The 3,998-nt window shown below is 43.6% G+C and carries 4 protein-coding genes; all 4 read left to right on the top strand.

The window, feature by feature from the left end; genetic code table 11:
- Nucleotides 1-401 (top strand): 16S rRNA (cytosine(1402)-N(4))-methyltransferase RsmH (rsmH, locus tag CXF78_RS13730; protein WP_102037114.1); only part of this gene is annotated, 401 nt, incomplete at its 5' end.
- Nucleotides 402-415: 14 nt separating this feature from the next.
- The gene (gene ftsL, locus CXF78_RS13725; protein WP_102037113.1) at nucleotides 416-730 is read left to right on the top strand and encodes a cell division protein FtsL; all 315 of its coding nucleotides are present in this window, start codon (nucleotides 416-418) and stop codon (nucleotides 728-730) included.
- An 11-nt stretch (nucleotides 731-741) separates the two neighbouring features.
- The gene (locus CXF78_RS13720) at nucleotides 742-2,490 is read left to right on the top strand and encodes a penicillin-binding transpeptidase domain-containing protein (protein ID WP_102037112.1); all 1,749 of its coding nucleotides are present in this window, start codon (nucleotides 742-744) and stop codon (nucleotides 2,488-2,490) included.
- Entirely contained in the window at nucleotides 2,474-3,967 is a 1,494-nt protein-coding gene (gene murE, locus CXF78_RS13715) for a UDP-N-acetylmuramoyl-L-alanyl-D-glutamate--2,6-diaminopimelate ligase (RefSeq protein WP_165872435.1), read from the top strand. The genes CXF78_RS13720 and murE overlap by 17 nt, the downstream gene beginning before the upstream one ends.
- Nucleotides 3,968-3,998 lie beyond the last annotated feature (31 nt).

The raw sequence follows: 3,998 nt of genomic DNA, 5'->3' as shown, positions 1-3,998 counted from the left end.
CTAAAGATTTAGCTGATTTAATCGCGCGTATTACTAAAAACAAAGAGCGCAATAAGCATCCCGCAACACGGGTTTTTCAGGCTATTCGTATTTATATTAACAGTGAATTAGAACAAATCGATCAAGCACTTGAAGGCGCATTAGCAGTGTTAGCACCACAAGGGCGTTTATCGGTGATCAGTTTCCATTCGTTGGAAGATCGTATGGTTAAGCGTTTTATTCGCCGCCATAGTCAAGGTGAAAGCGTGCCACATGGATTGCCTATCATGGAAGCAGAGCTTAATAAATCGCGTAAATTAAAGGCGGTTAGTAAGGCATTAAAGCCTTCTGATGCTGAATTAGAGCTTAATCCACGTGCGCGTAGCTCAGTATTACGAGTTGCCGAACGTCTAGATTATTAACCACTGAGGGTAATGTGAGCCAATCACCATTAAATTTGCCTCGGATTGTGTTACATGACATTTGGCACCATAAGTGGGTATTGCTACTGAGTTTACTGGTTGTTTTAAATGGTGTCGCCGTCGTTTATACCAGCCATGTAACACGTAAGTTGATTACTCAATGGGATCAACTTCTGCAAGAGCAAGATCGCTTAGATATTGAGTGGCGAAACTTATTATTAGAAGAACAATCGCAATCAGAGCACAGTCGTGTGACTCGGATGGCAACCAAAGAATTAAATATGTCTCGGCCGCTTCCTAAGGAGGAAGTTATCATTCGAGTCCAGTGAGCATAGGGAATATGGCTAGACAAGCAAAGCAAAAATTAGGTCACGAACTTATTCCATGGCGTTTATACGTTGTGGTGGGGTTCGTTTTGTTGTTATTTTGCAGTCTAGTTGCGCGTGCGGCCTATATTCAAATTATTGAGCCCGATAAACTGCGTCACGAAAGTGATATGCGCACACTGCGCACAACTAGTAATCAAGTTCAGCGAGGCTTAATCACCGATCGTAATGGCGATATGCTCGCGGTTAGTGTACCTGTGCGTGCTGTGTGGGCTGATCCTAAACATGCCCATGATCAAGATGCATTTAAAGACATGCGACGTTGGCAAGCCCTTGCAGATGTTCTGCAAGAACCTGTCGACGAATTGGTCAGAAAAGTCAAAAACAATCCTAAAAAACGCTTTGTATATCTTAAACGTCAAGTGACCTCTGCTGTTGCTGACTATATTGAGCAGCTTAAAATTGGTGGTATTTACCTTAAATCAGAATCCCGTCGTTACTATCCTGCTGGTGAAACGGCTGCACAGTTAATTGGTATCACTAATATCGATGATGTGGGCATTGAAGGCATTGAAAATACTTATAATACCTGGTTAACAGGAACGCCCTCAAAGCAAAAAGTACGTAAAGCTCGCGATGGCAGTGTGGTTGAACGTTTGGATATCGTGCAAGAAGGCGAAAGTTCTAACGATTTAGTGCTCAGTATCGATCAACGTATTCAGCAGTTGGCATATCGTGAATTGAAACGTGCGACAGAAGTATACCAAGCGACGTCTGGGTCTGTGGTGGTTATCGATGTGACTACGGGCGAAGTATTAGCGATGGTGAATACTCCTTCATATAATCCCAATGCCCGAGATAATTTACAGCCTCATCGTATGCGTAATCGTGCCTTAACTGACACATTCGAACCAGGGTCTACGATTAAGCCTTTTGTTGTTGCCGCGGCTCTTGATTCCGGCACTGTGAAAGTAAATGAATTGATATCGACATCGCCAGGGTGGATGCGAATTGGTGGGCGTCAAGTTCGCGATTCGAGTAACTATGGTGACATGACATTAGCCAAAATTTTGGTTAAATCGAGTAATGTGGGAATTAGTAAGCTGTCCTTGTCTATGCCCGTTGAACAATTACTCGGTACATACCAATCCATGGGATTAGGCAATTATACGGGAATTAATTTAACCGGTGAAAGTGCTGGGTTAATTCATAATCGTCATCGTTGGTCTGACTTTGAACGCGCCACTTTATCTTTTGGTTATGGTCTTACTGCGACACCGTTACAAATAGCACGTATGTACGCCACGTTAGGCAGTGGTGGAATACTCTATCCTGTGTCAATTTTAAAACTGAGACAGCCGCCAAAAGGCGAGCAAGTCATTTCGAATAAAGTTGCCTATGACGTAATGGAAATGCTCGTTGGGGTAACTGAAACGGGAGGCACAGGAACCAAAGCACACATTGATGGCTACCCCGTTGCTGGTAAGTCAGGTACAAGTCGTAAAGCCGTTGCCGGTGGTTATGGCGATGATTACGTTGCTTTATTTGCTGGGGTAGCTCCCGTTCATAATCCTCGTTTGGCTATTTCAGTTGTGATTAACGAACCCAAAGGCGACAAATATTACGGTGGTGATGTTTCCGGCCCTGCTTTTGCCAAAATTATGTCTGGTGCCTTGCAAATGCTTAATGTAGAACCAATTTCAGAGCAGGAGGCTGTTAATTTGGCCACTGCGCGAGGAGCGCAAAATAATGTTATTAAATGATTTATTAGCGCCGTGGTTCCATTACTCTGGTCGCGAATCCGTTAATGGATTAACGCTAGACAGCCGTGACGTTGAACGTGGTGGTTTATTTGTGGCATTACCAGGTCATAAAGTCGATGGTCGAGCATTTATTCCTCAAGCGATTGATGCTGGAGCAACGGCGATACTGATCCATACCGATAATCCAGATGAACATGGCATAGTCGATCGTCTTCAATATACTGTGCCATTAGTGTTTTTTTGCCAACTAGGCCGCCAATTATCGGCCGTAGCCGCACAGTTTTACTTATCCAATAGCCAATCGTTATCTTTAATTGGAATCACCGGTACCAATGGCAAAACATCTGTAAGCCAAATTATTGCTCAAATTGTCTATTTACTCGGACATCAAGCCGCTGTAATGGGCACATTAGGAAATGGTTTGTGGGGCCAACTTGTGGATAGCGGCAATACGACTGCTGATGCCATAACGGTTATGCGCCAGCTTAGTGAGTTTGCTGCTAAAGGCGCTGAATTGTGTGCTATGGAAGTGTCTAGCCATGGTTTAGTACAAGGACGAGTAGAAGCGGCACCATTTGAGATAGCAGTGTTTACTAATTTAAGCCGCGATCATCTAGATTATCACGGTGATATGGATTCTTACGCTGCGGCTAAAAAACGCTTATTTCAATTTCCTAGTGTAAAACATGGTGTGATTAATATTGATGATGCCGTGGGCGAGAAATGGTTGACCCAACTTGCGAATGAAAAGAATAAATCATTCAGCATTAAAGGGAATTCTGCTGCCGACTTTTACTGTGATGCCATTGAATATCATGATGCAGGTGTCACCGCGACATTGCATTTTGTCGAAATTGATAGTGAAAAGTCAGTAAGTGTGCAGCTTAACTCGCCGCTATTAGGTGCATTTAACTTGTCTAACCTCGTGGCAGCAATAGCTGTTTTGTATTTACAGGGCAAGCCAATGGCATCTATTTTGGCGGTGCTGCCGTTGTTGGTTCCTGTTGCGGGTCGTATGGAGCGTTTTTCATCTACTAAAAGCGCGACTTTGGTTGTTGACTATGCCCATACTCCAGATGCAATTGAGCAAGCGTTAAAAGCATTAAAATTGCACTGCAAAGGAACACTGTGGTGTGTATTCGGCTGCGGTGGCGATCGTGACAAAGGCAAACGTCCTTTGATGGCACAAGCCGCTGAGCAATATGCAGATAAAGTGATGATCACAAGTGACAATGCCCGTAGTGAAGATCCACAAACCATTATCAACGATATTTTACAGGGTATTAGTCAACCTCAAAAGGTGCTTACCCAGGTAGACCGGATTGAAGCCATTACCCATGTTGTTTCATTAGCACAAGTTAACGATATTGTACTGCTTGCTGGTAAAGGTCATGAAACCTATCAAGAAGTGGCAGGTGAACGTATTGATTATGATGAACGCGCTTTGGCATTTAAGTTGTCTCAGGAGGCATCATGATTAGCGTCACTATGTCGGTATAGCTCAGCAT

The sequence above is a fragment of the Shewanella sp. 11B5 genome, assembly GCF_002836795.1.
In the GTDB taxonomy this organism is placed as follows: domain Bacteria; phylum Pseudomonadota; class Gammaproteobacteria; order Enterobacterales; family Shewanellaceae; genus Shewanella; species Shewanella frigidimarina.
Note: the sequence above shows the minus strand (reverse complement) of the source record. Positions and strands in the feature narration are given on the sequence as shown.

Bases quoted from the DNA above. Each gene is read 5' to 3' on its own strand.
- CXF78_RS13720 (WP_102037112.1), top strand. From the start codon at position 742: ATGGCTAGACAAGCAAAGCAAAAATTAGGTCACGAACTTATTCCATGG.